The organism is Aeromonas encheleia, from assembly GCF_900637545.1.
Classification (GTDB): domain Bacteria; phylum Pseudomonadota; class Gammaproteobacteria; order Enterobacterales; family Aeromonadaceae; genus Aeromonas; species Aeromonas encheleia.
Window position 1 is genome coordinate 2,294,234 of record NZ_LR134376.1, and the last position, 26,820, is coordinate 2,321,053.

Consider the following 26,820-nt stretch of genomic DNA (forward strand, 5'->3'; position numbering starts at 1 on the left):
CCTTAGTCTTGATGTTTCAACGCTTCCAACTCCTCCCAACGGGAGAAGGCGTGTTCCAATGCAGCCTCTGCTGCATTCAATGCATCCAGTTTAAGCTGGGTTTGCTCGGCAGGCAGGGAGAAGAAACTCGGGTCGTTTACCTCCGCCTGCAGGGCATCAAGTTCGGTCTCCAGCTGTTCCAGTCTGGCCGGCAGATTATCCAGCTCCAACTGCAACTTGTAAGAGAGCTTACGTGTTTTTTTCGCCTGCTCCGCCGCCAATGCGACAGGCTCTGCCACTTTCGGCGCCGCGGTCTTGACCGCCAGCTGTGCCTCTTGCAGGGCACGGGTTGCCATCATGTCGGCATAACCACCCACATAATCGCTGATCCGGCCATCCCCTTCAAACAGCCAGCAACCGGTGACAGTGTTGTCGATGAAGCGACGATCGTGGCTGACCAGCAGCAGAGTGCCAGGGTAATCCGCCAGCAACTCTTCCAGCAATTCCAGCGTTTCGACATCCAGATCGTTGGTTGGTTCATCCAAAATCAACAAGTTACTGGGTTTGAGGAACAACTTGGCCAACAGTAAACGGTTTTTCTCACCCCCTGACAAGGCCTTGACCGGGGTCCTTGCCCGTTTGGGTTCGAACAGGAAGTCCTGCAGGTAGCCGAGGATGTGGCGGGAACGGCCGCGCACCATCACTTCCTGCTTGCCCTCCCCCACGTTTTCCATCACCGTCTGCTCGGGATCGAGCTGATCGCGATACTGGTCAAAATAGGCCACTTCCAGCTTGGTACCGCCCTTGACCACACCACGGCTGGGCTCGAGTTGGCCGAGCAGCAGCTTGATCAGCGTCGACTTGCCGCAACCGTTGGGGCCCACCAGCGCAATCTTGTCGCCGCGCAGCACCTGCAGATCCAGCCCCTGGAACAGGGTACGATCGCCAAAGTCCAGCCCCAGACCTTCGGTCTCGAACACCAGCTTGCCGGAGCGATTCACATCGTCCATCTGCAGCTTGGCCTTGCCCTGCAGCTCACGGCGCTGACCACGCTCCATCCGCATCGCCTCGAGGGCGCGCACCCGGCCTTCGTTACGGGTGCGACGTGCCTTGATGCCCTGGCGGACCCACACCTCTTCCTGGGCCAGCTTGCGATCGAACTCGGCGTTTTTCAGCTCCTCGACCCGCAGCCACTCCTCTTTACCCAGCAGGTACTGATCGTAGTTGCCGGGCCAGGAGGTGATCTCGCCGCGATCCAAGTCGATGATCCGGGTCGCCAGCTTGTGGATGAACTCCCGATCGTGGGAAATGAAGACGATGGCACCACGGAAATCTTTCAGGAACTCTTCCAGCCAGTTGATGGCTTCGATGTCCAGGTGGTTGGTCGGCTCATCGAGCAGCAGCAGATCCGGATCGCAGGCCAGGGCGCGGGCCAGCGCCACTTTGCGCAGCCAGCCACCGGACAAGCTGTCGAGGGTCGCATCGGGATCGAGGTTGAGCAGGGTCAGCACCTGGCTGATCCGGGTCTCTAACTGCCAGCCATTCTGGTAATCGAGCTGCTCTTGCAGCTCGCTCATCTTGCGGATGTTGGCGTCGGAGGGATCGTGACCCAGCTCAATGGCGATATGGTGATACTGCTTGAGCAGTTCACCCACCCCGGCCAGCCCTTCGGCGGTGTAGTCAAACACCGTCAGATCGCTCGACGCGGGCGGATCCTGCTCAAGGCGGGTCACCTTCAAGTCTTGCTGCTGCACCATGCGGCCGTCATCGAGCGGCAGTTCGCCGGCGATGACCTTCATCAGGGTGGACTTACCCGCCCCGTTGCGTCCCACCAGACAGAGACGCTCGCCACGCTCGATCGCCAGTTCGGCATGGTCGAGCAGCGGGAAATCACTGAACGACAGACAGGCGCCGTGCAATGTTAATAAAGCCATGTCATTTCCTTAATTCTTCATGAAAAAGCGGGCCAGACCCGGTCTGCCCCACTCTCAATGTCATACGCACACAATAGTGTTTCGCCTACACCGCCAGCCAGAGCCTGAGCTCGGCCAAGGTGAAGGGCCAGCCCAGCTCGCGGCCGGCCTCGTCACGCAGCACCGGGATGCGCACCCGGTAAGCGGCCAACCAGTCGGCATCCTCCATGATGTCGCACTGGCGGGTCCGCGCGGCCAATCCCGCTTCCTCCACCAGCGCCCAGGCCTGTTCACACAGGTGACAGCCGTCGGTGTGAAACAGGGTCAGCATCAGCTGGCATCCGCCGCTTGGTCGGCGTGGGTGATGATCCAGCAGTTATGGATATGCACGTTGCGCTCGAAGTCTTTCGGCCGGGTCTTGCTGGTGATGTTCTGCGCCTTGAGGCCCGTGGCCTCCAGACCGGCCAGGTCCATCTTGAAGTGACGCTTGTTGTTGGAGAACACCAGGGTGCCGTCGGCCGCCAGCAGACGTTTCAAATGCTGCAACAGCAACAGGTGATCCCGCTGCACGTCGAAGCTCTCGTCCATCCGCTTGGAGTTGGAGAAGGTGGGCGGATCGATGAAGATGAGGTCGTACTGATCATCGGCCTCGGAGAGCCACTTCAGGCAGTCGGCCTGCACGAACTTGTGCTGGCGACCCACCTGGGAGTTCAGACGCATGTTGTCCTGCGCCCAATCCAGGTAGGTATAAGACATGTCGACCGTGGTGGTCTCGCTCGCACCGCCCAGCGCCGCGTGCACTGTGGCACTGCCGGTGTAGGCGAACAGGTTCAGGAAACGCTTGCCCTTGGCCATCTGACCCAGCATGCGGCGGGTCTGACGGTGATCCAGGAACAGACCGGTATCCAGGTAGTCATAGAGGTTGACCCAGAGGCGGGCACCGTACTCCTGCACCTCCATCCGGTGTTGCTCGGTGGCAAGCTTCTGATACTGCTGCTTGCCTTCCTGGCGCTCGCGCACCTTGAGGATCACCTTCTCGCCGTCCATGCCGGTCACCTTGATGGCGGCCTGTACCATGTCGAGCAGACGCTGACGGGTCTTCTGGGCGGGGATGTCCTTGGGCGCCGCATACTCCTGCACCACCAGATAATCCTGATAGCGGTCGATGGCGGCGTTGTATTCCGGCAGGTCCGCATCGTAGATGCGATAGCAGTCGATGCCCTCTTTACTCGCCCACTTCTCCAGGGTCTTGAGGTTCTTGCGCAGACGGTTCGCGAAGTCCTGGGCCACCTCTTTCTGGGACGCCACGGAGTCCAGCGCTATCTGGTAGTTGCGCAGCTGACACTCGAGCGCGCCGTTGAACAGGCGATACTGCTTGTCGGCCCGCAGGCGCAGGCAGCTTAGCAGCTCCGGCGAGGCAGACAGGATGGAGACGCGCCAGCCCTGGAAGCTGCGACGCAGGGCATCGCCCAGCGCCTGGTGCACTTCCAGCAGGGCCGGGAATTCGCCCAGGCGCTCGCCATAGGGCGGGTTGGAGATCAACATCCCCACCTGACGAGCCTCATCCTCACCGGCCGGCATGGGCAGCGGGTTCTCCAGCGCGCTCACATCGGCCTGCTTGAAGGTGATGAGGTGAGCGACACCGGCGGCTTTGGCGTTGTCACGGGCCTTCATCAGCACCCGGGGATCGGCGTCACAACCAAACAGCTTGACCTCGCAGCGCTGCATGCCGCGCTTGGCACGCACCTGGGCTTCCATCATCAGGCTCTGCCACAGCTCGGCATCGTGTTGCAGCCAGCGATCGAAACCGAAGCGCTCGCGGCGCAGGGCCGGCGCCATGTCGGCGGCGATGAAGGCCGCTTCGATCAGCAGGGTGCCTGAGCCACACATGGGGTCCATCATGGGCTCACCGGCCCAACCGCTGCGGGCTATCATGGCGCAGGCCAGGTTCTCCTTGAGCGGCGCCTCACCGGTGCCCTGGCGATAGAAACGCTGGTGCAGGGCCGGGCCGGACAGGTCCAGGGTGATGTTGGCCTTGCCCTTGCCAAGGTGTGCCATGATGCGAATGTCCGGCGACTTCTTGTCGATGTCCGGGCGCACATGACCGCGCTTGGTGAAGCGATCGACGATGGCATCCTTGATCTTCAAGGCGCCATACTGGGTGTTGCGAATGGCGGGGTTGGTACCGGTAAAGTCCACCGCAATGGTAGAGGTGCCGGGGAAGTGCTCCTCCCAGGGGATGGTGTGGGCGCCCAGATAGAGATCCAGATCGTCGTTCATCTGGAACTCGGACAGCACCAGCACGATGCGGGAGGCGAAGCGGCTCCACAGACAGGCCTTGTAGCCCATCGCCAGCTCGCCTTTGAAATGCACGCCGGCCACGGTCTCACGGACCTGCTCTGCGCCCAGGGTGGTCAGCTCGTCGGCCAACAGGTTTTCCAGCCCCTTGGGGCAGGTTGCAAAGAATTCTTTCATCACGCTCACGGGGATGCCATAAAAATAGTGCCGCATTATACCTTATCGGCCCGCACTCGGCATCCGAACCTTGGGGATCCCGCGAATATAAAGGGCCGTCCGCCATGGGCACGCGCCGGGGCGGCCTGTTATCTCGCCGATCCAGGGTCTATTTGAGGGGGCCGTCAACATCCTGCGGTTGCAGGCCAGCTACCGCTGACTCAGTCCCTGTCGCAATGACGCATTTTAAAAAAAGGGGAAATAGAGACAGCGACGATCTCGCTCGATGAGCCGCCAGGCAGAGATGGATATCATTGAAAATAACCGGAGCCGATCATTGGAAGGTGAGTTTAAAAAACGAACTATTAATGGCGGCGCGCTATTAGCTGACCTGCCGATACTGCGCCACCGTTGTCGTTCTGATCTGCATGCGATTATTCATCACCTTGATCACTCCGAACCGTGGCAGGATCTTGCTGGTCGCCAACACTAATTCCTCGGTCAGGTTCAGACAGACGCTCGCCTGTTCGCCTGCCTCTATGATCATGAATTCTCCCCTGCCATGGGAGGTATCCATACGCACCAAGGTACCGATATCGAGCGTGCAATGAGCCTGCTGTTCATTAAAGAACCAGCTCTGCGGCATCAAGGGTTTATAAAAACGACTGACGGCGATGGCATTCAGTACCAGCTGAACCTGATGGGGTGTACTCCAATCGAGTTCGGCAGCCTTGTCCATCAGCTGATAATAGAGGGCGGCGTCGTCCACACAGAATGGCTGGGTGGTGAAGGAGCTGGGGACGAGTTGTCGCCCCTTATATTCGGTGGCAAATATCATGCGATCGGACAAATCCAGCATCAGACGATCATCCTGAGCATCGTAATGCCACTGCCAATTGTCATTGGGTTGGATACACATGGAGTTGCCCTTACTTAAGCCGTTACTCGACTTTATTCCATGTCGAGAATTTGAGCAACTTTAAATAAGGGCAACCGTCTATTTTTTAAATATGGGTGACGATCTCTTTCACCAGACTCGGGCCCTTATAAATAAAGCCGCTGTAAATTTGGACCAGACTGGCACCCGCGGCTAATTTCTCCCGGGCGGCCATGGCACTGTCGATGCCCCCTACCCCGATAATAGGCAGCGCGCCATCGAGGGCCTTGGCCAGCTGGCGGATCACTTCGGTGCTCTTGTGTTGCAGGGGGCGCCCGCTCAGGCCACCCGCCTCGCCGGCGTGGGGCAGGTCATAGATCATGTCACGATCCAGGGTGGTATTAGTGGCGATGACCCCATCGATCCCGTTTTTGATCAAGGAGGTGGCCACCTGATTAATTTCATCCAGGCTCAAGTCAGGGGCAATTTTAACGGCGAGCGGGACATACTTCTTATATTGCGCCGCCAACTCCTGCTGTCGAACCTTCAACGCCGCCAGCAACTCATCCAGTGCCTCGCCGTATTGCAATTGGCGCAGACCTGGGGTGTTTGGTGAGGAAATATTGACGGCGATATAACCGGCATGATCATAAACCTTGTCCATGCAGATCAGGTAATCATCCTTGCCCTGCTCGATGGGGGTATCCTTGTTCTTGCCGATATTAATGCCGATCACCCCCTGATATTTGGCCTCCTTGACCCGGGCCACCAGATGATCGACACCCTTGTTGTTAAATCCCATCCGGTTGATGATCCCCTCCGCCGGAATAACCCGGAACAGACGCGGCTTGTCATTCCCGCTCTGGGGCTTGGGAGTCACTGTCCCAACTTCGATAAAGCCAAACCCCATGGCGCCAAATGCATCGATACACTCCCCGTCTTTATCCAGCCCAGCGGCCAGTCCCACCGGGTTGGCAAAATTAAGCCCCATGACGGTGACGGGGCGAGTGGGCAATGCGTGGCGGAAGAAACAATCGAGTGGCGTACCGAGAAGGCGGGGCAAATATTTGATGGAGAGATCGTGTGCCTGTTCAGGATTGAGCTTGAACAGGAAATGCCTTGCGAGGGGGTACAGCATGTTTGCTCCTTAAAAAAGCCCCGGCAACTGGCCGGGGCTTTTGGTGTGATGATGCCAATAAACGTTATATCGAGGTTCGGCAATTCAACTGGAGCAGGTTCAACTCTCGCAAGGCCACCGAGAACTTGGCGAACTCGTGAGTACTGGTGGTCTTGAAGTCGGCCAACATGTGGGTCCAACGGGACAAGAGTTGCTCATGCTCCGAAATCCAGTCGGCCAGTATGGTAGCGCATTCGCCCTGCTCTTTGCACCCTTCCAGTACCACGGAAGTGAGGCTGCGTTGCTGCCAGTCCAGATCTTCGCGGAAGGAGGCCCGTGCCATCGCCTGCCAGTGGTTGCCCACGGGTTGATGGTTGATCTGCTCGAGGAACCAGTGCAGGTCGAGCTTGGCACCGAGGCGGTAGTAGACGTTGGCGGCGCGCAGTATGTCGGTCTTGTGCTCAGCGGCGATCTGCGCCAGATCCAGGCTGGAGAACAGGCTGCTCATGTGCGCCACCTGACGGGCAATCTGCTCGGGGACCTGCTTGGCCACCAGCGCGGCCACCGCCTGCTGGTGCTCGGCCACTTCGCTCTCGTCCATCACCTCGTAGAGGTGCTGGGCCAGGGTCTCGAAGGCCGGGCGGAAGAAGGCGATGTTTTCGCTGATGCTCCAGCTGCGATTGCGGGCGCGCAGGAACCAGCGGGTGGCACGGCGCACGATGCGGCGGCTGTAGAACATCAGTTCGAGCTGGGTATTGGCATCCACCAGGTTGTCGCAACCCTCGATGTCACGCCAGAGCGCATTGAGGCCAAACACCTCGCGGGCCATGGCGAAGCAGCAGGCCACTTCGGCCACCGAGGCACCGGTCTCGTCCTTCATCCGGCTGGCGAAGTTGAGCCCCATGTCATTGACCAGCATGTTGGCGACGCGAGTCGCGATGATCTCGCCCCGCAGCGGATGCTGGGCAAGCTGGGCACCGAACTGCTGCTGCAGCTGGGCTGGGAAGCTGGTCACCAGCATGTTGGCGAGGAAGGGCTCGTCGATCACTTCCGGGCAGTTGAGTTGCTCCTTGAGCACCATCTTGCCATAGGCCACCAGCACGGCGAGCTCGGGACGGGTCAGCCCCTGCCCTGCCGCCATCCGCTCGGACAGCTCCTCATCGGAGGGCAGGAACTCCAGTGCCCTGTCCAGCTTGCCTTCGCGCTCCAGCCCCTGGATGAAGCGTTGCTGCTCCTTGAGCTGCTCGGCGCCACGGAAGGCGGTGACAGAGATGGACTGGGACTGACGGTAGGCGTTGGTGATGACGATCTTCGCCACCGCATCCGTCATCTCGTACAGCATCTGGTTGCGCTGCTTGAGGGTCATGTCGCCTGCAGCCACCAGCTGGTTGAGCAGGATCTTGATGTTGACCTCGTTGTCGGAGCAATCCACCCCGCCCACGTTGTCGGTGAAGTCGGTGTTGATGTGACCGCCCTGGCTGGCGTACTCCACCCGACCGAGCTGGGTGAAGCCGAGGTTGCCGCCCTCGCCGACGATGCGGGCACGCAGATCACGACCGTTGACCCGCAGCACGTCGTTGCTGCGATCGCCGACCTCGGCATCGCTTTCGCGGGAGCTCTTCACATAGGTGCCGATGCCGCCGTTCCAGAGCAGGTCGACGTTCAGGCAGAGCAGCGCCTTGATCAGCTCGTTCGGCGCCATGCTGGTCTTGTCGGTGCCGAGCAGGACCTGAGTCTGCGGGCTCAGCTTGATGGACTTGGCCGAGCGCAGGAAGATGCCGCCGCCCTCGGAGAGCAGTTCGCGATTGTAGTCATCCCAGCTCGAACCCGGCAGATCGAACAGGCGCTGGCGCTCGACGAAGCTCTTGGCGGCGTTGGGGGTCGGGTCGATGAAGATGTGCATGTGGTTGAAGGCGCCCACCAGCTGGGTGTGCTCGGAGAGCAGCATGCCGTTGCCGAACACGTCCCCCGCCATGTCGCCTATCCCCACACAGGTGAAGTCGCTGGTCTGGCAGTTGAGGCCGAGTTCGCGGAAGTGGCGCTTGACCGACTCCCAGGCGCCGCGGGCGGTGATGGCCATCTTCTTGTGGTCATAACCGACCGAGCCGCCGGAGGCGAAGGCATCGCCGAGCCAGTGACCGTATTCGTGGCTCAGCTCGTTGGCGATGTCGGAGAAGGTCGCGGTGCCCTTGTCGGCCGCCACCACCAGGTAGTAGTCATCCTCGTCGTGGCGAACCACGTCTTTGGGCGGGATCACCTCCCCCTGGATGATGTTGTCGGTCACATCGAGCAGGCCGCGGATGAACAGGCGATAGCAGGCCTTGCCCTCTTCCTGAAGGACGGCGCGGGGGGCGCCGACCGGCATCTGCTTGCAGTAGAAGCAGCCCTTGGCACCGACCGGCACTATGACGGTGTTCTTGACCTGCTGCGCCTTGACCAGACCCAGCACCTCGGTGCGGAAGTCTTCCTTGCGATCGGACCAGCGCAGGCCGCCACGGGCGACCTTGCCCCAGCGCAGATGCACCCCTTCCACTCGCGGCGAGTAGACGAAGATCTCGAATTTTGGCAGCGGCAGCGGCATGTCGGTGATGCTGGACGGCGCCAGCTTGAAGGAGATGTAGGGCTTGATCTCGCCCTGCGCGTCCCTCTGATAGAAGTTGGTGCGCAGGGTGGCGTCGATCATCTCCATGTAGCGGCGGATGATGCGATCGTCGTCCAGGTTCGCGACCTGATCCAGCTTGGCGGCGAGCTGCTCGTGCAGTTTCTCCTGCGCCTTGGCATCTTGCTTGATGGTCGGGCAGAGGCGTTGCTCGAACAGGGTGAACAACAGCTGGGCAATCTCGGGATAACGGGTCAGCGTCTCCTCGATGTAGGACTGGCTGAAGGAGACACCGGTCTGGCGCATGTACTTGGCATAGGCCCGCAGCACCGAGACCTGACGGCCGGTGAGGCTGGCACCCAGCACCAGACGGTTGAAGCCGTCATCTTCCAGGGTCTTGTTCCAGACGCCGGCGAAGGCCTGCTGGAAGCGCTGCTGGCTCTGGGCCAGATCGAACGGCTGATCGCCGCGCAGCAGCATGGAGAAGTCGAGGATCCAGAACACCTCACCGGTCGGGGTGCGCACCTGATACGGGGTCTCCCCTATGATCCGCAGCCCCATGTTTTCCAGCATGGGCAGGACGTCAGAGAGGTGGATAGGTTCGGTGCGGTGGAACAGCTTGAGGCGCACCCGGCGATCGTTCTCTTCTTCCTGGGCGCGGTAGAACAGCATGCCGAGCGGATTGCTCTCGCTCAGGCTGTCCAGCGCTATGATGTCGGCCACGGCGGAGCCCGGCAGCACATCTTCCTTGTAGGCACGGGGGAAGGCGGTGCTGAAGCGGCGACGCAGGCCGTTGCCGAGGGCCTCGCCGTAATGGGAGAGCAGCACGGAATCCAGGCGGTCATCCCAGCTGCGGGCGGCTTCAATCAGGTTGTTCTGTACTTCGTTCACATCCACATCCACGTTGTTATTGTTGACCCGCACTATGTAGTGGGTCCGGGCCAGCACGCCTTCGGAGAAGTAGACGTTGAACTCCACCTCGTCGCTGCTGCCAAAATATTTCTGCAATATCTGCTGGGTCTTGACCCGCAGCGCCGTGTTGTAGCGCTCCTTGGTGACATAGACCATGCAGGAGAAGAAGCGGCCGTACACATCGCGGCGCACGAACAGGCGCAGCATGTCGCGCTCCTGCATCTCCAGCACGCCGAGGCCGGTGGCCAGCAGCTCCTCCTCGCGAGCCTGGATCAGCTCGTCGCGCGGGTAGGTTTCCAAGACGTTCAGCAGCGCCTTGTAGGCGTGGGAGCCCTTCTCGTGACCAGAGGCGGCCATGATGCGCTCGAGACGATGGCTGATGAGCGGTATCTGGGTGGCACTGGTGTTGTAGATGGACGAGGCATAGAGACCGATGAAGCGATCCTCCCCCACCACCTTGCCGTGCTCATCGAAGCGCTTGATGCCGATGTAGTCCACATAGGCCGGGCGGTGCACGCGGGCCTTGCTGTTGGACTTGGTCAGGATCAGCAGATCAGAGCTCAGGGCCGCGTGACGGGCGCTGGCGGGCATGCTGCCCAGCCGCTGGCCCTCGTCCTTGACGGAGTTCTTCATCAGACCGAGGCTGGAATCCGACAGCGGCAGGATCTCGTGATCCCCTTCCACCGCTTTCACGTCATAACGGCGATAACCCATCAGGGTGAAATTATTGGCCGCCACCCACTTGAGGAAGGCGACACTGGAATCGACCTCGGCCTGGCTGACCGGGTTCTTGCGCCTCGGCAGTTCGTCGATGATCTCGTTCAGGCGAGCCAGCATCGGCTGCCAGTCACCCACCGCCAGCGCCACTTCGCCGGCCACGGATTTCAGTTCGGCGGCCAGGGCCTCCATCTGCTCGTCAGAGGTCAGATGGTCGATCTCGATGAGGAAGGCGGTCTCCACCGAGGTCTGCTCGGCGGTGTTGTCGAGCTCAAGAATGGCGCTGATCTTGCCCTCGCCGCTACGAATGAGGTGCAGCGGCTGGTGCAGCATCATGTGAGCGGTGATGTTGAGACGCTTGAGGGCCATGCGGATGGAATCCACCAGGAAAGGAGTGTCCTGCAAGATGATCTCGACGATGGTGTGGGGAGACTGCCATCCGTGGCGGGTCAGCTCGGGGTTGTAGACCCGGATATAGGGATCCGTGCTGGTGCGCTGGTTGAGCGCATTCCACAGGCTCAGCGCCGCCCCGTAGAGATCGCTGTCATTGCGATCGTGCAGATCGGTGCTGGCCATGTTGCCGTAGAACTTGGCGACGAAGCACTCGACCAGGGAGGCACTCTTCTTGGGCAACTTCTGATGGATCAGGCTGAGAACGTTTTCGAGCAGAACTGAGGTAGGGGCGTCTTTCAATGCCATTGCTAGTTTCCTTATCGGACGACATCACCGACACATGGGTAACCACGCTGGATACCCACCGGTACAGAGTTGCTGCGAAGTGTAATGTCTTGGATCAAGGAAGGCGAGCAATGGTGATAATGGGATGTTAAAAACAAGGGGCAGATCACGGCTTGGGTTGTGATAAATTTTGCCAAGTCGGCAAAAAATAGAAAATCACACTGGCTTATGGCAAATCTACCGGATAGATAGTGACTTAAAGCAGATAATTACTCGGGAATCTGTTCTGTTTTTGTTAATTTATGCGTTCCAGGCTGATGAAGCGATGATCGTCCTGGGTTTTCAGCCGAAAGTAGCCGTATACGCCAGTGGTTGCGACAAAACTCCGAATTTTTTCCAGCCCGAGCTCTATGGTCAACCCCTGCTCGGTACGTACCACCAGCCGCCTGGCATGGCCCTGATACATCAGCAGGATCTCCTCGCTGCTCAATGCCAGTCGAAAGGTATATTGCCTCACCTTGTTGGTTCCTCTTCTCTCTATATGCACGTCATGAATGGGTCTGCCGGATCCGAACGAGAGGGCAGGAGAACCAGGCTCCCCTGCCCTCTGTTCAACCAGGCGAGATTACTGCTGCAGCGCCTTGCTCACCTTCTCGAACAAGTCTCGCGCCAACCCGTCCAGCTTGAACAGCCGGAGCAGCTCGGCCCGGATCAGCCCCTTGCGCACCTCGTCCAGCCGTTTGAACTGGATCAGCGGGGTGATCAGGCGGGAGGCCACCTGGGGGTTGACCTCGTTGAGCTCGATCAGCAGATCGGTCAGGAAGCGATAGCCGCTGCCGTCGATGGTGTGGAACTGCACCTGATTGTTCATGGCGAAGCTGCCCACCAGGGCACGCAGCCGGTTCGGGTTGCGAATGCTGAAGGTGGGATGGCCCATTGCCTGACGCACCTCGATCAGCACATCGCTCGCCGGCTTGCTGCCGACCAGGCGCAGCCAGTTGTCCAGCACCAGACCATCCTGGGCCCACTTGCCCTCAAAATCGGCCAGCAGTTCGGCGCGGCACGGCAGCAGATGGCCATTGGCCACCTGCAACGCCATCAGGGTGTCGGTCATGTTGTCGGCCTGGGCGTATTGCTCGCGCACCAGGGCATCGGTGCCCTCACTGTCGAGCGCCGCCAGATAACCCAGCACCACCCCTTTGAGGGCGCGCTTGGCCATATCGGCATGCACCACCCGATAGCCTTGCAGGCGCAGTCCCTCGTAGTTGGCGGCCAGTCTCGCACCGAACGCCTGCGCCAGGGCGCGGTGGATGGCATCACGGACCCGGTGGATAGCATCGATGTCGGCAACCTCGAACAGCTCGGCCAGGGTCGCCTCCCCCGGCAGGGCCAAAATCTCGGCCTTGAGCGCCGGATCGAGTTCGGCCTCGTCCAGGATGGCGACGAAGGCCGCCAGCAGGGTCGCGGAGAGCTCGACATCCAGGCCCTGTTGCACCCGGGCCACCCCTGCGATCACCGCCTTGTTGATCAGCATCTGGGCCGCATCCCAACGGGCGAACTCGTTGCGCGCGAAGCGCATCAGGAAGGCCAGCGCCTCGTCGCTGTACTCATAGTGCAGCTTGACCGGGGCGGAGAAGTCCCGCAGCAGGGAGATGACCGGCTTGACCGGCACCCGATCGAAGACGAAGGTCTGTTCCGCCTCCAGCACGTCGAGCACCTGGCCGATGGCCTGGCCCTGATACTGCAGCGGGATCACGGCCCCGTTTTCGTCATACAGCTCGATATCGAGGGGAATGTGCAGCGGCAGCTTCTGCGGCTGATCCTGAGTCGGCGGCGTGTGCTGGCGCACGTGCAGGCGGTAGATACCGGTGGCGGCATCGTACTCGTCCGTCACGGTGAGCTCAGGAGTGCCGGACTGGCTGTACCAGCGACGGAAGCGGCCGAGATCTCGGCCTCCGGCATCCTCCATCGCCTGCACGAAGTCATCGCAGGTGACGGCCTGGCCGTCGTGGCGCTCGAAATAGAGCCGCATGCCGGCCTGGAAATTATCCTCACCCAGCAGGGTATGCAGCATGCGGATCACTTCCGAGCCCTTCTCGTAGACGGTCAGGGTATAGAAGTTGTTCATCTCGATCACCACATCCGGGCGGATGGGGTGCGCCATGGGGCCGGCGTCTTCGGCAAACTGCGGGCCGCGCACGGTGCGCACATTATTGATGCGGTTGACCCCGCGCGAGCCCAGATCGGAGGAGAACTCCTGATCCCGGAACACCGTCAGCCCCTCTTTCAGGCTGAGCTGGAACCAGTCGCGGCAGGTGACGCGGTTGCCGGTCCAGTTGTGGAAATACTCGTGGCCTATGACCCGCTCGATGCCGTGGTAATCGGCGTCGGTAGCGGTCGCCGGGTTGGCCAGCACGAACTTGGAGTTGAAGATGTTCAGCCCCTTGTTCTCCATGGCACCCATGTTGAAGAAGTCCACCGCGACAATCATATAGATGTCGAGATCGTATTCGAGGCCGAAGCGCTGCTCGTCCCAGCGCATGGAGTTGATCAGGCTCTCCATGGCGAAACCGGCTCGGTCCAGGTTGCCCTTGTCGACGAAGATCTCGAGGGCGACTTCGCGGCCGCTTCTGGTGCGGTAGCTGCTGCGCTCCACATCGAAGTCACCGGCCACCAGGGCGAACAGGTAGCTGGGCTTGGGGAAGGGATCCTGCCACTGCACGAAGTGACGGCCCCCGTCCAGATCGCCGCTCTCGACCTTGTTGCCGTTGGAGAGCAGGAAGGGATACTTGGCCTTGTCGGCGCTGATGCGGGTGCTGTAGCGCGCCAGTATGTCGGGGCGGTCCAGATAATAGGTGATGCGGCGGAAACCCTCGGCCTCGCACTGGGTGCAGTAGGCGTCGCCGGACTTGTAGAGCCCCTCCAGCGCCGTGTTGGCGGCGGGATCCAGATCGGTGACTAGGGTCAGCACACATTCGGCCGGCAGGTTGAACAGCGTCAGGCTGTTCTCCCCCTGCTCGTACTGAGTGAACGGAATACCATCCACACTGATGCTCCGCAGGACGAGTCCCTCGCCGTCCAGCACCAGCGGCGCCTTGTGTTCACCGTTGCGACGCAGACGGGAGATGGCTGTGACACGGGTCAGGGGCTCCTGCAACTGGAAGTCGAGATCGATGCTGTCGATCCAGTAGAGCGGCGCCTGGTAATCCTGGCGATATTTGGCCGTCATGGCCTGGGAGTGATCGGTCATTATTGTGTGCTTCCACGCTTTGTTATTGACGTGTCAGAGGCTGTCACAACGGATCGGCAGGGTCAAATGGTTTGCATTCCACTGGCTAACTGCGGCCAAAAAGAAAGGGCGACCGAAGTCGCCCTTGTCAGTTCGCATCGCTGCGTGTTCGATCAGCTTTTCTTGCTCAGGCGAGCCAGATCCGCCGTGATGTTCGCGGCTTCGATCTGGTACTCGTCAGGTGCCTCGAAATCGGTCGGCAGTGCATCCAGGCTCTTCACCGTCGGCTTGCCAAGACGGGTCAGTCGCTCATTGGCTCGCACCAGCGCCTTCTCGTCCTGCTTGGCCTGCTCGGCCAACCGCTCGGCTTCGTTCAGGGAGACCGACTTCTTGTCCTTGTCCTCCTGATACTCCTTGATGTCCTGCATCACGTAGGCAAACTCCGGATCCTTGTTGATCCGCGCCTCGTGATCGCTCTTCAGCCTGGAGAGCAGGCTGGAGAAGTCCCCCAACTTGCCATAACTGGCCGAGGCAATCTTGTCCCAGGGCAGCGCATTGAACTCGCGGCTCTCCCCCGTCTCCTCCGGTGACACGGCGGTGGGGAAGCTGATGTCCGGGGCGACTCCCTTATTCTGGGTGCTGCCACCGTTGATCCGGTAGAACTTGGCGATGGTGTACTGCACATGACCCAGCGGCTGCTCGTAGAAGTCATAGACCTTAGCCAGGCTGCGATGCTGCTGCACAGTGCCCTTGCCGAACGAGTTTTCACCCAGGATCAGGGCGCGACCATAGTCCTGCATGGCGGCGGCGAAGATCTCGGAGGCCGAGGCGCTGTAGCGATCGATCATCACCGACATGGGGCCGCCGTAGTAGACATTGCCGTCATCGTCGCCATTGACCGTGATGCGGCCCATGTGATCACGGATCTGCACCACGGGCCCGCTGGCGAAGAACAGGCCGCTCAGGGCCGAGGCCTCGGTCAGGGCACCGCCGCCGTTGCCACGCAGATCGACGATGAGGCCATCGATCTTCTGCTTGTTGAGGCTGGAGAGCTCCTTGATGACGTCGTCATGCAGATTGACGTAGAAGCTCGGGACCTCGAGTATCCCTATCTTCTTGCCTTCGGCATTGATCACCTTGGACTTGGCGGCCCTGTCTTCCAGGCGCACCTTGTCACGGGTCAGCTCGATCAGCTCGGTCTTGGCGGTTGCGCCCTTGCCGCGCTGGATCTCCAGCTTCACCTTGCTGCCTTTGGGACCCTTGATGAGTTCGACCACGTCATCCAGACGCCAGCCGATCACATCGACAATCTTGCCATCGTCCTGCCCGACCCCGGTGATCTTGTCATCGGGTTTGAGGTGGTTGGACTTGGCGGCCGGGCCACCGGGCACCAGGGAGCGGATGACGGTAAAGTCATCCTCCGCCTGCAACACGGCACCTATGCCTTCCAGCGAGAGGTTCATCTCGGTGTTGAAGCGATCGGCGCTGCGCGGCGAGAGGTAGCTGGTGTGCGGCTCGATGGCCCGGGCGAAGGAGTTCATGAAGAGCTGGAACACGTCCTCGCTCTCGGTCTGGGACATCCGCTTGATGGCGTTGTTGTAACGCTTGCCAAGCAGCTCCTTGATCTCGGGCCACTCCTTGCCGCTGAGCTTGAGGCTCAGGGCATCGAACTTGACCCGTTGACGCCACAACTCGTTGAGCTCGGCCTCGTCCTTGGGCCAGGCCGCCCCTTCCCGATCGAAGATGTAATTGTCGGGCTGGGTGAAATCGAAGGGAGTGTCTAGCAGTTTAAGGGCGTATTCGAACCGCTCATAACGCCGCTGCTGACTCAGGTTGAACATCTCGTAGGCAGGAGCCAGCCGTCCTCTTTCGAGATCGGTGTCAAAACCGGTACGGTACTTTTCAAAGCGGCTGATGTCAGAGGCCAAAAACAGGTTGCGGCTGTAGTCCAGATTCTCCAGATACTTGTCGAAGATCACGGAGGAAAAGGCATCGTCCAGCTTGAACTGTTTGTAATGGGAGCGGGTAAACAGATTGGCAATTCGCTTGCTGGCCGTAGCATGTTGGCTCTCTTGAGCCAACACAGGCAAATCACTTTCCTTGAGCACCGGCTCGATGGCCTGTGCAAGCCCGGCAAGCGCCAGGCTACAGGCAACGAGGGAAAAACGAATTACGCCATGCTTCAACATTTGTCTCCTTAGAGAACCAGATGCTCGAACTTGACCCGCAACATCATGCCGGTCTGCAATTGAACCTGTACGTCGTCCTTGGTCACTTCCTTGATGGTGGCCGGGACAGGGTTCTTGCCCAGCACGACGCGCACGCCCTGGTCCACTTTCAGCGTCGCGGCATCGACTTTCACCAGCGGAGCTTCGGCAACGGGAGCGGCCTTGGGGGCGGCTTTCGGTTTGTCGGAACGGGCGGCATCGGCTTTGCGTGGCGCGGGACGGCGCGGCTGCTTCGGCTTGTCTTCCTTTTCCTTGGTATTGGTGCGGCGGCTGGCAAAGACACGCTCTTTGCTCTCTTTCAGCGCCTGTTTGGCATGTTCGATGTGCTCTTCGGTCAGCAGCTCACCGGGGTTGCCGTCCAGATCGACACGGGCCTGGCCAGCCTTGAGGCCATGCAGGTAACGCCAGCTGGAGGTGTATTGACGCAGAGCAGAGCGCAGCATGGTCTTGGAGACTCTGTCGTCATCAGCAAGGCGCGCGGCCAGATCCTGGAAGATGCCAATCTTGAGTGGCTTGGCCTCTCCTTCAGCGATGAAGCAGGCCGGGAATTTCTCGACCAGGTAGGCAACGATCTCTTTACTGTTCTTCAGCTTTTCAGTGTTTTCCATGTATAACCTTGGCTTTCATATAGACGCACGGGCCATGCCCGAACACAACAAAGGCCCTATTATAGAGAGCTTGGGGCCTTTTGCGAACCATCTAGCAATGACTTAGAGCATGCTTTCCAAAATTTGCACCGTTTCTTCGAGGCCAATTCGGTCCTCCTGGTCAAAACGGTTAAAAATCGGACTGTCCACATCCAGGACCCCGATGATGTCACCGCCACGGCGCAGCGGGATCACGATCTCCGAGTTGCTGGCGCCATCGCAGGCGATATGGCCGACGAACTGGTGTACGTCGTCCACCAGCTGAGTCTTGCCCTCAGCCACGGCGGTGCCGCAGACCCCTCGCCCGACCGGAATGCGCACGCAGGCCGGCTTGCCCTGGAAGGGCCCCAACACCAGGGTGTCACCTTGCAGCAGATAGAAGCCGACCCAGTTGATGTCAGCCAGCTCCTGATTGAGCAGCGCGGACAGGTTGGCCAGGTTGGCGATGAGGTCCGGCTCTCCCTCCAGCAACGCCTGGGCCTGCTGGTTCAGGGTGCGATAAAATGCTTGTTTTTCAATCATGATTAAATGAACTTCACTCCTTGATAATCAGTGCAAGGTACCGTCCTGCCTGAAAAATTCAAATCAAATTTCACTCGGCCCCCTGCTTTTACCCAAACAGGCCAGCCCCATCAACGGGAAACGGAGAGCGCCAGCTGCTGGCGCTGGCCATTGCTCCACTCGATATTGAGCAGCCAGACCATGGTCGCCGAGGTGCAGGAACCCACCTGGGCTTTCCCCTGCCAACCGCCATCGCTGGCCTCAAATTGCACCGGGATCCGGCCCATGAACATCTCCTTCCCCTCCAGCCAGGCCTTGACCGGGGTGATGGCCGCATCCCCCCCCTGAAGGCGCAAAACAAAGTCATGTTCGGCCTGCACCGGCGCCCCCTCGACGCTGACCGTCAACGGCTTGTTGCCGATGAGATCGCCGCACGGGCTGTGGGTCAGATCACAAATCTGATCATTTCCTGCCTGCGGCAGCGCCGTCTGCGGGCCCGAAAACCAGGTCCGATACGCCATCAATGAGAGCAAAATGGCAAGGACAATCGTCAAGTGCCCGATTTTGCGTGAAGTGAGTCTCTCTTTCATGAAAAAACAGCCTTGTAAGGTACTTTGAAAATACGATTTTCGTGATCTCGCGCAAGGTAAAAACTGGCGAACACGAGACCCGTCAGAGCCAAATATATCACTGTTTGTACTGTTATTTTACCGGTCAGTTCAGTATCATTCTCAATGAATTTTCATTTAACCACCTTTTGCTTTTCCTTTTATTAACAGATGTTAACGAGAGGGATTTCGCAGATTTGGGGTGAAAATGGTCCTGGTCACCGGACAAAAAAATCAAACAACAGCAGCATCGGAAGCGGAATACAACGATGAGCCATACAACAAACCATCCTGAGTACAACTACACCGTTGTGCGCCAGTTCACCGTCATGACAATTGTCTGGGGAATTGTCGGTATGTCGGTTGGTGTACTGATTGCAGCCCAGTTGATCTGGCCTGCCCTCAACTTTGACACTCCCTGGCTGACTTACAGCCGATTACGCCCCCTGCACACCAACGCGGTCATCTTCGCGTTTGGCTGTAGCGCCCTGATGGCCACCTCTTTCTATGTGGTGCAACGCACCTGCCAAACCAGACTGTTCGGCGGCCCCCTGGCCTCCTTCGTGTTCTGGGGCTGGCAGGCCATCATCCTCGCCGCCGCCATCTCACTGCCGCTGGGATACACCACCTCCAAGGAATACGCCGAGCTGGAGTGGCCCATCGACATCGCCATCGCCGTGGTCTGGGTGAGTTACGCCATCGTCTTCTTCGGTACCCTGGCCAAGCGCACCACCTCCCACATCTATGTGGCGAACTGGTTCTTTGGCGCCTTCATCATCACGGTTGCCGTGCTGCACATCGTCAACAACATGGAAGTGCCGCTTTCCGGCATGAAGTCCTACTCCATGTATTCCGGTGCCATGGATGCCATGGTGCAGTGGTGGTATGGCCACAACGCGGTCGGCTTCCTGCTGACGGCTGGCTTCCTCGGCATGATGTACTACTTCGTGCCCAAGCAGGCGGGACGCCCGGTCTACTCCTACCGTCTCTCCATAGTGCACTTCTGGGCGCTGATCTCACTCTATATCTGGGCCGGTCCGCACCACCTGCACTACACCGCGCTGCCCGACTGGGCCCAGTCCCTCGGCATGGTGATGTCCCTGATCCTGTTCGTGCCCTCCTGGGGCGGCATGATCAACGGCATCATGACCCTGTCCGGTGCCTGGCACAAACTGCGCTATGACCCCATCCTGCGCTTCCTGATCGTGTCCCTGTCGTTCTACGGCATGTCCACCTTTGAAGGCCCCATGATGGCGATCAAGACGGTCAACGCCCTCTCCCACTACACCGACTGGACCATAGGTCACGTCCACTCCGGCGCGCTGGGCTGGGTTGCCATGGTATCCATCGGCGCCGTGTATCACCTGATCCCGAACCTGTTCGAGCAGGGCCGCATGTACAGCATTCGCCTGATCAACGTTCACTTCTGGCTGGCGACCGTGGGTACCGTGCTCTACATCGTCTCCATGTGGATTTCCGGTGTGATGCAAGGCCTGATGTGGCGTGCGGTCAACGACGACGGCACCCTGACCTACAGCTTCGTGGAAGCGCTGCAGGCCTCTTATCCCTTCTACTTCGTGCGCTTCCTGGGTGGCTGCTTCTTCGTCACCGGCATGTTGCTGATGGCCTACAACGCCTATCGCACCATCACTGCGCCCAAGGGTTCCCTGGAACCTGTCGCACAGCCAGCATGATTGAAGAGGTCAAAGCATGAGCAACAAAAATCGTCACGAGATCTTTGAAAAGAGCGTACCCATGCTGGTGGTCGGCATCATCTTTGCCATCAGCCTGGGGGGCCTGGTCGAAATCACCCCGCTGTTCTTCCAGAAACAGACCACGGAGCCGGTGGAGGGCCTCAAGCCCTACACCGCCCTGCAGATGGAAGGGCGCGACATCTTCATCCGCGAAGGCTGCACCGTCTGCCACAGCCAGATGATCCGTCCGTTCCGCGCCGAGACCGAGCGTTACGGTCACTACTCGGTCGCCGGCGAGAGCGTGTGGGAGCACCCCTTCCTGTGGGGCTCCAAGCGTACCGGTCCGGACCTGGCCCGGGTCGGCGGTCGCTATTCCGATGACTGGCATCGCGCTCACCTGATCAACCCGCGCGACGTGGTGCCCGAGTCCAACATGCCCTCCTTCCCCTGGCTGGAGACCAACGTCCTGACCGGCGAGTTGACCGGCAAGAAGCTGGCGCTGTTCCGGGACAACTTCGGCGTGCCTTATACCGATGAGGACATCAAGGGGGCGAGCGATGCCGTGAAGGGCAAGACCGAGCTGGATGCCCTGGTGGCCTATCTGCAATCACTGGGTCATGCCCTGAAATAAGGAGTAGGGATATGGATTACGGCACATTTCGCGGCCTCTACACCCTGCTGTTGATGGCCATCATGATCGGCATCATCGTCTGGGCTTACAGCAAGCGCCGCAAGGCCTCCTTCGACGAGGCTGCCAACCTGGTTTTTGCCGACGACGAGCAACCCAGTGCTGATAACAAGAACGCAGGAGCGAAGCAATAATGAGCACTTTGTTTAGCATTTTTGTGACCGTCATCAGTTTGGGCACCATCTTGGGCTGCTTCCTGCTGCTGATGTGGTGCATGAAGGACAAGATGGGGTCCGAAGAGGGCAAACCCATGGGGCACACCTTCGACGGCATCGAGGAGATCAACAACCCGCTGCCGAAGTGGTGGTCCTACATGTTCCTCTTCTTCATCGTCACCGGCCTCATCTACCTGCTCGCCTTCCCGGGCCTCGGCAACTGGAAGGGCCTGCTGGGCTGGCAGAGCTCCAACCAGGACATCCGCTCCCTGGCGGACTCCAAGGCCGCGGTGGCCTCCGCCAAGGCGGAAGGGCGCGCGGTCGAGTATGACCGTGAACTGGTCAAGGCCGACGAAGTCTATGGCGCCAAGTTCCGCGAGCTGGCCTATCAGGCTGACGGCAAGAGCTATCGTCCCATCGAAGACGTCGCCGCCGATCCGGAAGCCCGCAAGGTGGGTCAGCGTCTGTTCCTGCAGAACTGCTCCCAGTGCCATGGCTCCGATGCCCGTGGCGGTCGCGGCTTCCCGAACCTGACCGACAGCGAATGGCAATGGGGCGGTCAACCGGATCAGATCAAGACCACCATCATGGGCGGTCGTCAGGGCATCATGGCGGCCTGGGGCGAGATCCTGGGTCAGGATGGGGTCAAGGAGGTTGCCTCCTATGTGCTGAGCCTGTCCGGCCGCAAGGTCGATCTGGTCGAAGCCAAGAAGGGGGAAGCCCGTTTCGCCATGTGCGCCGCCTGTCACGGCCCGGACGCCAAGGGCGGTATCGCCTTCGGGGCACCGGATCTGACCAACAATACCTGGTTGTACGGCGGCTCCCGTCAGGTGGTGGAGCAGACCATCACCCACGGGCGTCACGGCGTGATGCCGGCCTGGAAGGATATCCTGGGGGAAGACAAGGTCCATCTGCTGGCATCCTATGTCTATAGCTTGTCCCACAACGATAAGTAAAATAAGCAGTAACATGTGATAAGCACGTGATTACTCAGCAAAAAGCCTCGACTCTTCGAGGCTTTTTGTTATCTTGTGTTGGTTAAAATCCCTCTATTTTGTTAATCATAGGTTTCGGTAGCACTATGACTCAACCCTGGTATCGCCAATTCTGGCCCTGGTTCATCATCGCCCTCCCCTGCGCCGCCGTCGTCGGCAGCATCGCCACCGCCATCATCGCCAGCAAGGACGGGGTCAACCTGGTGGCCGAAGACTATTACAAGCAGGGCAAGGAGATTAATCAGGACCTCAGCAAGTTTGATCGCGCCGAGGCCCTCCACATCCGCATGGCCCTGACGGTCAACGGCAACGAGCTGACCCTCAAGCCCCTCGCCGGCGATATCCCGCCCGGGCAGGCGCTGCGCCTCTCTCTGTTCCATCCGACCCTGGCCGGCATGGATAGCGAGCACCTGATGACGGCCGACGGCAATGGCGTCTATCGCCTGCTGTTCGACAAGGCCCCCACCGGCAAGTGGCACATCCGGGTCGATGCCTTCGACCACGAGTGGCGCCTGCAGGAGACGGTACAGCTGCCGACCAAGGCCCCCATCGAACTCGATCCCAAGGGACGCTAAGCCATGACGGGTTGCTTCCACTGCGGTGAGCCGGTGCCCGCTGGCAGCAGCTATGCACTCGAGATCAAGGGCATAGTGCAACCCATGTGCTGCCCCGGCTGCCAGGCCGTGGCCCAAACCATTCTCGAATGCGGTCTCGCCAGTTACTACGAACACCGCACCGCCCCCGGCCTCAAGGGGGAGCTGGTGCCCAGCGAACTGGCCGCCCTCAGCCACTACGATCTGGCCGAGGTGCAGCAGGATTTCGTCACCGACAGCGGCACGGGCAGCCAGCGCGAGATCCAGCTCAGCGTGGAAGGGCTGACTTGCGCCGCCTGCGCCTGGCTCATCGAGCGCCACCTGACCCGACTCGACGGCCTGCACTACGTCAACGTCAACACCACCACCCACAGGGCCCGCATCAAGTGGGATCCGGCGCGGCTCTCCCTGAGTGACATCCTCAAGGGCTTCGCCAAGATCGGCTATCGCGCCTACCCCTTCCAGACCCACAGCCAAGAGGCGCTCTACGCCCGCGAGGTGCGCAGCTACATGTTCCGCATGGCGCTGGCTGGCCTCGGCTCCATGCAGGTGATGATGTGCGCCGTGGCGCTCTACATGGATCTCTTCATCAGCGTCGAGGAGGAGTTCATGATCTACTTCAAGTGGATCAGCCTCTTGCTCTCGACCCCCATCATGATCTACTCGGCCCAGCCGTTCTATGTGGGCGCCTGGCGCAGCCTGAAGCAGGGCCACCTCTCCATGGACGTGTCGGTGTCGCTGGCGCTGATCGGTGCCTTCGTCGCCTCCATCTGGGCCACGGTATTCAATACGGGTGAGGTCTATTACGACTCCATCACCATGTTTGTCTTCTTCCTGCTGCTGGGGCGCCTGCTCGAGCTGCGGGCCAGGCGCAAGGCGTCGGAGTCGAGCTCCAACCTGGCGCGGCTGGTGCCCATCATGGCGACCCGCATCGACGAGGATGGCGAGCACGACGTGGCCGCCAAGACGCTGCAAGTCGGGGACAGGGTGCGGGTGCTGGCGGGGGCCACATTGCCCGCCGATGGCATCATCACCCTGGGGCAGGCCAGCCTCAACGAAGCCATGCTGACCGGCGAGCAACTGCCCCTGCTCAAACGACCCGGGGATCCCGTCTATGCCGGCACCATTAACACGGATGCGCCGCTCGACATCCGGGTCAGCCACCCCATCGCGGAGTCACGCCTGGCCCAGATCATGCGGCTGCAGGACAGCGCCCTCGATGACAAACCCGCCATCGCCCAGCTGGCCGACGTACTCTCCCGTCACTTCATCCTGGTGCTGCTGCTCATCGCCGCCGGGGTCTGGACCTACTGGCACTTCCATCAGCCGGAGCAGGCGTTCTGGATCACGCTGGCGGTGCTGGTGGCCACCTGCCCCTGCGCCCTGTCGCTGGCCACCCCGACCGCGCTCACCTCGGCCACCGCCCACCTCACCCGCACCGGCATACTGCTGCGCCGCGGCCACGTGCTGGACGTGCTGACCCGCGCCAACCGGGTGGTGATGGACAAGACGGGTACCCTGACCACCGGCAGCATCAGCCTGACCGGCACCCAAGTATTGGCCGAGCTGAGTGAGGCCCAGTGCCTAGCCATCGCCCAGGCGCTCGAGGCCTATTCCGAACACCCCATCGCCCGCGCCTTCAGGGGCTCGGCCGCCGAAGCTGCCGCACCGTTGCCGGCGAGCGAGGTGCTCCCCGTCATCGGCCACGGCATTCAGGGAACGGTCGCCGGCACCCGTTATCGCATCGGCAGCGCCCGCTGGCTCGGGCTGGCTGAGGAGCAGAGCGCGACTCAGGGGCTGGCCATCTATCTGGCCGACGACGCCCGCCTGCTGGCCCGCTTCACCCTGGCGGATACATTGCGCCCAGATGCCAGGGCGCTGATCCAGGCCTTCAAGGCCGCCGGGCTGCACACCACCATACTCACCGGGGACGGCTCGGCCGAGGCCGACGCGATCGCCCGCGAGCTGGGGGTGGATGAGCTGGTGAAAGGGGTGACGCCGGATGGCAAGCTGAGCTACCTCAAGGCGCGAGAAGCCGCGGGCGACATCAGCATCATGGTGGGGGATGGCATCAACGATGCTCCTGTGCTGGCCGGCGCCCACGCCTCCTTCGCCATGGCGGGTGGCACGGATCTGGCCAAGAACAGCGCCGATGCCATACTGCTGGCCGATGATCTCTCCCGCCTGCTGACGGCCCGCACCCTGGCGCTGCGCACCCGCAAGATCATCAAGGAGAACTTCGCCTGGTCCATCGGCTACAACCTGTTGGTGCTGCCGCTGGCGGCCAGCGGCTGGTTGCCCCCCTATCTTGCGGCGGCGGGTATGTCCCTGAGCTCCCTCATAGTAGTGACCAACTCCATGCGCCTGAACCGTTGAGGCTCAGGCGCCAGGGCCACCTGCCGCGATGACAGGGGCATGCCGGCCTCAACTGGTTTATCATGACCCCCCCCACAGCAAGGCTCGCATCATGAACATCATCTTCGTCCTCATCCCCATTGCCATCCTGTTCGTCATCATCGCGGGCGTCGTCTTCTTCTGGGCCATTCGTTCGGAGCAGTTCGAGGATCTGGATCGCCAGGGCTCCAACATCCTGTTCGACGAGGAGCAACCCACCGCCAAGGGCGAGGACCCGCAACGTGATGACAAACAGCCTTGATCTGATGGGGGCCCTGCTGGTGGGGCTGGCAGGCTCTGGCCACTGCATCGCCATGTGCGGTGGCGTCTCGGCCGCCCTCTCCATGGCGATCCCGCCCGACAAGCAGCACTTCTGGGGACGGCTCGGCTACCTGCTCAACTACAACCTAGGGCGGATCCTCAGCTATGTGATCGCGGGCGCCCTGGTCGGTGGACTGCTGGCCACCACCGGCGAGCTCGGGGCCGGCAAGCATGCCATCGCCGGCTTGCGGCTGGTGGCGGCGCTGCTGATGGTAGCCCTCGGTCTCTATCTGGCCGGCTGGTGGCAGGGCATACTGCTGCTCGAGCGTCTCGGCGCTCGGCTCTGGCCCCACATCAGGCCGCTGGCGGGCAAGTTTCTCCCCTTCCATTCGGCCCTACAGGCCCTCCCCTTTGGCATGGTGTGGGGCTGGCTGCCCTGCGGTCTGGTCTACTCCATGCTGACCTGGAGTGCGGCGGCCGGCTCCGCCAGTGGCGGGGCCTTGCTCATGCTCGGCTTCGGCATCGGCACCCTGCCGACGCTGTTTGCATTGGGCGGTCTGGCGGACAGGTTGCGTTACTGGCTGACCCTGCGCAGCCTGCGCGTCGGAGGGGCTCTGCTGCTCATCCTGTATGGACTGCATACCCTCTGGATCGGCATTGCATCCTTTTGAAACCCTATCCAAAACGGATGAGTTGATGGTAAACTTGTTTGATATAAATCAATTATTCATATGAGCCTATGATCCCGGACAAGAAACCTGGCAGACGTATTCAGAGCGGTGGCTGTGCAATTCATTGCCAGGATTGCAGCATCAGCCAGCTCTGCATCCCCTTCACCCTGAACGACAACGAGCTCGATCAGCTGGACAGCATCATCGAGCGCAAAAAGCCGATCCAGAAGGGCGAGGAGCTGTTCAAGGCCGGTGATGAGCTGAAGTCGCTCTACGCCATCCGCTCCGGGACCATCAAGTCATACACCATCACCGAGCAGGGCGACGAGCAGATCACCGCCTTCCACTTGGCCGGGGATCTGGTTGGCTTCGACGCCATCCACAAGCAGGCTCACCCCTCCTTCGCCCAGGCGCTGGAAACCGCCATGGTGTGCGAGATCCCGTTCGACGTGCTCGACGATCTCTCCGGCAAGATGCCCAAGCTGCGTCAGCAGATCATGCGACTGATGAGCAACGAAATCATGGGGGATCAGGAGATGATCCTGCTGCTCTCCAAGAAGAATGCCGAAGAGCGCCTCGCCGCCTTCCTGCACAACCTGTCGGTGCGCTTCTCCGAGCGTGGCTTCTCCGCCAAGGAGTTCCGTCTCTCCATGACCCGCGGCGACATCGGCAACTACCTCGGCCTCACCGTTGAGACCATCAGCCGCCTGCTCGGTCGCTTCCAGAAGTCCGGCCTCATCAGCGTCAAGGGCAAGTACATCACGGTGCTGGATCATGTGGCACTCGGTGTCATGGCTGGCGCCACCCGCCCCGCCTGCGGCTGATCACACCCGCCTCTCCCCCCTATTGCCGGATCGGTTCGTCCTGAAATTTGATCCGGCACAGTTCCCCGCCTCTCCCCTTGGACTAA

21 protein-coding genes are annotated in these 26,820 nt (G+C 60.6%); 9 read left to right on the top strand and 12 right to left on the bottom strand.

Going from position 1 to position 26,820, the window contains the following annotated elements:
* Positions 1-2: 2 nt before the first annotated feature.
* The 12 genes from uup to EL255_RS10725 form a co-directional block, all read right to left on the bottom strand.
* Positions 3-1,913 (bottom strand): ATP-binding cassette ATPase Uup, encoded by a 1,911-nt coding sequence (gene uup / locus EL255_RS10670; protein WP_042653783.1) that lies wholly within the window; start codon positions 1,911-1,913, stop codon positions 3-5.
* A gap of 85 nt (positions 1,914-1,998) precedes the next feature.
* Entirely contained in the window at positions 1,999-2,223 is a 225-nt protein-coding gene (locus EL255_RS10675) for a glutaredoxin family protein (RefSeq protein WP_042653784.1), read from the bottom strand.
* Positions 2,223-4,403 carry a bifunctional 23S rRNA (guanine(2069)-N(7))-methyltransferase RlmK/23S rRNA (guanine(2445)-N(2))-methyltransferase RlmL gene (rlmKL, locus tag EL255_RS10680; RefSeq protein WP_042653785.1) on the bottom strand — a complete coding sequence of 727 codons (2,181 nt, stop codon included), beginning with the start codon at positions 4,401-4,403 and terminating at the stop codon, positions 2,223-2,225. Before rlmKL ends, EL255_RS10675 begins: the two co-directional genes overlap by 1 nt.
* A gap of 325 nt (positions 4,404-4,728) precedes the next feature.
* The gene (locus EL255_RS10685) at positions 4,729-5,265 is read right to left on the bottom strand and encodes a cell division protein ZapC (RefSeq protein ID WP_042653786.1); all 537 of its coding nucleotides are present in this window, start codon (positions 5,263-5,265) and stop codon (positions 4,729-4,731) included.
* A gap of 85 nt (positions 5,266-5,350) precedes the next feature.
* On the bottom strand, positions 5,351-6,361 hold the full coding sequence (gene pyrD / locus EL255_RS10690; protein WP_042653787.1) for a quinone-dependent dihydroorotate dehydrogenase: 1,011 nt from the start codon (positions 6,359-6,361) through the stop codon (positions 5,351-5,353).
* A 64-nt stretch (positions 6,362-6,425) separates the two neighbouring features.
* On the bottom strand, positions 6,426-11,267 hold the full coding sequence (locus EL255_RS10695) for an NAD-glutamate dehydrogenase (protein WP_042653788.1): 4,842 nt from the start codon (positions 11,265-11,267) through the stop codon (positions 6,426-6,428).
* 274 nt (positions 11,268-11,541) lie between these two features.
* Positions 11,542-11,763 carry a DUF2835 family protein gene (locus tag EL255_RS10700; RefSeq protein WP_042653789.1) on the bottom strand — a complete coding sequence of 74 codons (222 nt, stop codon included), beginning with the start codon at positions 11,761-11,763 and terminating at the stop codon, positions 11,542-11,544.
* A gap of 108 nt (positions 11,764-11,871) precedes the next feature.
* Complete coding sequence (gene pepN / locus EL255_RS10705) at positions 11,872-14,496, bottom strand: aminopeptidase N (RefSeq protein WP_042653790.1); 2,625 nt, start codon at positions 14,494-14,496, stop codon at positions 11,872-11,874.
* 152 nt (positions 14,497-14,648) lie between these two features.
* Positions 14,649-16,664 carry a carboxy terminal-processing peptidase gene (gene prc / locus EL255_RS10710; RefSeq protein WP_042653791.1) on the bottom strand — a complete coding sequence of 672 codons (2,016 nt, stop codon included), beginning with the start codon at positions 16,662-16,664 and terminating at the stop codon, positions 14,649-14,651.
* An 8-nt stretch (positions 16,665-16,672) separates the two neighbouring features.
* Positions 16,673-17,311 carry an RNA chaperone ProQ gene (gene proQ / locus EL255_RS10715; RefSeq protein ID WP_042653792.1) on the bottom strand — a complete coding sequence of 213 codons (639 nt, stop codon included), beginning with the start codon at positions 17,309-17,311 and terminating at the stop codon, positions 16,673-16,675.
* A 102-nt stretch (positions 17,312-17,413) separates the two neighbouring features.
* Positions 17,414-17,872 (bottom strand): GAF domain-containing protein, encoded by a 459-nt coding sequence (locus EL255_RS10720; protein WP_042653793.1) that lies wholly within the window; start codon positions 17,870-17,872, stop codon positions 17,414-17,416.
* Between the two features lie 110 nt (positions 17,873-17,982).
* Positions 17,983-18,441, bottom strand: a complete 459-nt coding sequence (locus EL255_RS10725; RefSeq protein ID WP_042653794.1) for a hypothetical protein — start codon at positions 18,439-18,441, stop codon at positions 17,983-17,985.
* A gap of 287 nt (positions 18,442-18,728) precedes the next feature.
* Here EL255_RS10725 and ccoN point away from each other — a divergent pair, with 287 nt between their 5' ends.
* From ccoN to EL255_RS10770, 9 genes are all read left to right on the top strand, one after another.
* The gene (gene ccoN / locus EL255_RS10730) at positions 18,729-20,153 is read left to right on the top strand and encodes a cytochrome-c oxidase, cbb3-type subunit I (protein ID WP_042653795.1); all 1,425 of its coding nucleotides are present in this window, start codon (positions 18,729-18,731) and stop codon (positions 20,151-20,153) included.
* 16 nt (positions 20,154-20,169) lie between these two features.
* Positions 20,170-20,784, top strand: coding sequence for a cytochrome-c oxidase, cbb3-type subunit II (gene ccoO, locus EL255_RS10735; protein ID WP_042653796.1), 615 nt, complete (start codon positions 20,170-20,172; stop codon positions 20,782-20,784).
* A gap of 11 nt (positions 20,785-20,795) precedes the next feature.
* On the top strand, positions 20,796-20,975 hold the full coding sequence (locus EL255_RS10740) for a CcoQ/FixQ family Cbb3-type cytochrome c oxidase assembly chaperone (RefSeq protein WP_042076232.1): 180 nt from the start codon (positions 20,796-20,798) through the stop codon (positions 20,973-20,975).
* Positions 20,975-21,952 carry a cytochrome-c oxidase, cbb3-type subunit III gene (gene ccoP / locus EL255_RS10745; RefSeq protein ID WP_042653797.1) on the top strand — a complete coding sequence of 326 codons (978 nt, stop codon included), beginning with the start codon at positions 20,975-20,977 and terminating at the stop codon, positions 21,950-21,952. The genes EL255_RS10740 and ccoP overlap by 1 nt, the downstream gene beginning before the upstream one ends.
* A gap of 125 nt (positions 21,953-22,077) precedes the next feature.
* Positions 22,078-22,566, top strand: coding sequence for a FixH family protein (locus tag EL255_RS10750; RefSeq protein WP_042653798.1), 489 nt, complete (start codon positions 22,078-22,080; stop codon positions 22,564-22,566).
* Positions 22,567-22,569: 3 nt separating this feature from the next.
* Positions 22,570-24,960, top strand: a complete 2,391-nt coding sequence (locus EL255_RS10755) for a heavy metal translocating P-type ATPase (RefSeq protein WP_042653799.1) — start codon at positions 22,570-22,572, stop codon at positions 24,958-24,960.
* A gap of 91 nt (positions 24,961-25,051) precedes the next feature.
* Positions 25,052-25,240, top strand: a complete 189-nt coding sequence (gene ccoS / locus EL255_RS10760) for a cbb3-type cytochrome oxidase assembly protein CcoS (RefSeq protein WP_042653800.1) — start codon at positions 25,052-25,054, stop codon at positions 25,238-25,240.
* The gene (locus tag EL255_RS10765) at positions 25,224-25,910 is read left to right on the top strand and encodes a sulfite exporter TauE/SafE family protein (RefSeq protein WP_042653801.1); all 687 of its coding nucleotides are present in this window, start codon (positions 25,224-25,226) and stop codon (positions 25,908-25,910) included. The genes ccoS and EL255_RS10765 overlap by 17 nt, the downstream gene beginning before the upstream one ends.
* Before the next feature lie 68 nt (positions 25,911-25,978).
* Complete coding sequence (locus tag EL255_RS10770) at positions 25,979-26,734, top strand: fumarate/nitrate reduction transcriptional regulator Fnr (protein ID WP_042653802.1); 756 nt, start codon at positions 25,979-25,981, stop codon at positions 26,732-26,734.
* The last annotated feature ends 86 nt before the right edge of the window (positions 26,735-26,820 follow it).

Excerpts from the sequence above, each read along its gene's own strand:
- EL255_RS10720 (WP_042653793.1), bottom strand. The coding sequence starts at position 17,872 with ATGATTGAAAAACAAGCATTTTATCGCACCCTGAACCAGCAGGCCCAG.
- EL255_RS10695 (WP_042653788.1), bottom strand. The coding sequence starts at position 11,267 with ATGGCATTGAAAGACGCCCCTACCTCAGTTCTGCTCGAAAACGTTCTC.
- EL255_RS10755 (WP_042653799.1), top strand. The coding sequence starts at position 22,570 with ATGACGGGTTGCTTCCACTGCGGTGAGCCGGTGCCCGCTGGCAGCAGC.
- ccoN (WP_042653795.1), top strand. The coding sequence starts at position 18,729 with ATGAGCCATACAACAAACCATCCTGAGTACAACTACACCGTTGTGCGC.
- prc (WP_042653791.1), bottom strand. The coding sequence starts at position 16,664 with ATGTTGAAGCATGGCGTAATTCGTTTTTCCCTCGTTGCCTGTAGCCTG.
- rlmKL (WP_042653785.1), bottom strand. The coding sequence starts at position 4,403 with ATGCGGCACTATTTTTATGGCATCCCCGTGAGCGTGATGAAAGAATTC.
- EL255_RS10765 (WP_042653801.1), top strand. The coding sequence starts at position 25,224 with ATGACAAACAGCCTTGATCTGATGGGGGCCCTGCTGGTGGGGCTGGCA.
- pyrD (WP_042653787.1), bottom strand. The coding sequence starts at position 6,361 with ATGCTGTACCCCCTCGCAAGGCATTTCCTGTTCAAGCTCAATCCTGAA.
- EL255_RS10685 (WP_042653786.1), bottom strand. The coding sequence starts at position 5,265 with ATGTGTATCCAACCCAATGACAATTGGCAGTGGCATTACGATGCTCAG.
- ccoP (WP_042653797.1), top strand. The coding sequence starts at position 20,975 with ATGAGCACTTTGTTTAGCATTTTTGTGACCGTCATCAGTTTGGGCACC.
- ccoO (WP_042653796.1), top strand. The coding sequence starts at position 20,170 with ATGAGCAACAAAAATCGTCACGAGATCTTTGAAAAGAGCGTACCCATG.
- EL255_RS10770 (WP_042653802.1), top strand. The coding sequence starts at position 25,979 with ATGATCCCGGACAAGAAACCTGGCAGACGTATTCAGAGCGGTGGCTGT.
- proQ (WP_042653792.1), bottom strand. The coding sequence starts at position 17,311 with ATGGAAAACACTGAAAAGCTGAAGAACAGTAAAGAGATCGTTGCCTAC.
- ccoS (WP_042653800.1), top strand. The coding sequence starts at position 25,052 with ATGAACATCATCTTCGTCCTCATCCCCATTGCCATCCTGTTCGTCATC.
- EL255_RS10750 (WP_042653798.1), top strand. The coding sequence starts at position 22,078 with ATGACTCAACCCTGGTATCGCCAATTCTGGCCCTGGTTCATCATCGCC.
- EL255_RS10740 (WP_042076232.1), top strand. The coding sequence starts at position 20,796 with ATGGATTACGGCACATTTCGCGGCCTCTACACCCTGCTGTTGATGGCC.
- EL255_RS10725 (WP_042653794.1), bottom strand. The coding sequence starts at position 18,441 with ATGAAAGAGAGACTCACTTCACGCAAAATCGGGCACTTGACGATTGTC.
- uup (WP_042653783.1), bottom strand. The coding sequence starts at position 1,913 with ATGGCTTTATTAACATTGCACGGCGCCTGTCTGTCGTTCAGTGATTTC.
- pepN (WP_042653790.1), bottom strand. The coding sequence starts at position 14,496 with ATGACCGATCACTCCCAGGCCATGACGGCCAAATATCGCCAGGATTAC.
- EL255_RS10675 (WP_042653784.1), bottom strand. The coding sequence starts at position 2,223 with ATGCTGACCCTGTTTCACACCGACGGCTGTCACCTGTGTGAACAGGCC.